This window comes from Serratia sp. AKBS12, from assembly GCF_024793895.1.
Taxonomy (GTDB): domain Bacteria; phylum Pseudomonadota; class Gammaproteobacteria; order Enterobacterales; family Enterobacteriaceae; genus Serratia_F.
Map to the genome: position 1 here is coordinate 1 of NZ_JANUSB010000001.1, position 969 is coordinate 969.

Genomic DNA, 969 nt, shown 5'->3' on the forward strand with positions numbered 1-969 from the left:
GACAGGATGTCACGTGTCCCGCCCTACTCATCGAACTCACAGTTAATGTATTTTAGTGTACGGGGCTATCACCCTTTGCTGCGCGACTTTCCAGACGCTTCCACTAACACAAGAACTGATTCAGGTTCTGGGCTCCTCCCCGTTCGCTCGCCGCTACTGGGGGAATCTCGGTTGATTTCTTTTCCTCGGGGTACACGCCCTTCATCGCCTCTGACTGCCTAGGCATCCACCGTGTACGCTTAGTCACTTAACCTCACAACCCGAAGGTGTTTCCTTCTCGGTCTGGCTGCGCCACACAAATCCCGCGTTACGCAGTGCTCGGAATGCTCATGGACGTTGTGTCCACTCCGCCTCCTCCGCGCTGGGCGCCTTGGCTTTGTGCTGCTCGCTCAGCCCTCATAAAGAGAACTTCAGATTGCAAAAAATTTGAGAGACTCTATGACAGGTTACTCCTCATCCCGATACTGCACGGGGGACAAGTTTCAGCCGTCATGTTTCAATTTTCAGCTTGTTCCAGATTGTTAAAGAGCAATATCTTAAACACGACTTGTTAAAGTCATCTTTAAGTTATTTTCGGTTTTTGCGAACCGCTGATAATGTCTTTCACTCATTATCGGATGGCGTCCCCAAGGGGATTCGAACCCCTGTTACAGCCGTGAAAGGGCAGTGTCCTAGGCCTCTAGACGATGGGGACCCGAAATTTGCTTATCGAATCAGCGATTCGATAATTTCGGGTAAAGGTGAGATTTTTTCATAAAAATCGAGCGCCATCGTTGTTTGTCACTGCACTGGACAGTCACAAACTTCCCGGCACTTACCCATACCACAAGGTTTTGTTTGCTCGTTACTTTTCATCAGACAATCTGTGTGGACACTGCACAATCGAATATCGTTAGGTAAGGAGGTGATCCAACCGCAGGTTCCCCTACGGTTACCTTGTTACGACTTCACCCCAGTCATGAATCACAA

General features: G+C 49.2%; 1 tRNA gene and 2 rRNA genes. All 3 read right to left on the minus strand.

The features are described 5' to 3' along the window. Positions 1-253, minus strand: a 23S ribosomal RNA gene (locus NYE85_RS00005); the annotation flags it as partial. A gap of 365 nt (positions 254-618) precedes the next feature. Continuing rightward, positions 619-694 (minus strand) — tRNA-Glu (locus NYE85_RS00010). A 203-nt stretch (positions 695-897) separates the two neighbouring features. Further along, positions 898-969: ribosomal RNA gene (locus tag NYE85_RS00015) — 16S ribosomal RNA — on the minus strand; the annotation flags it as partial.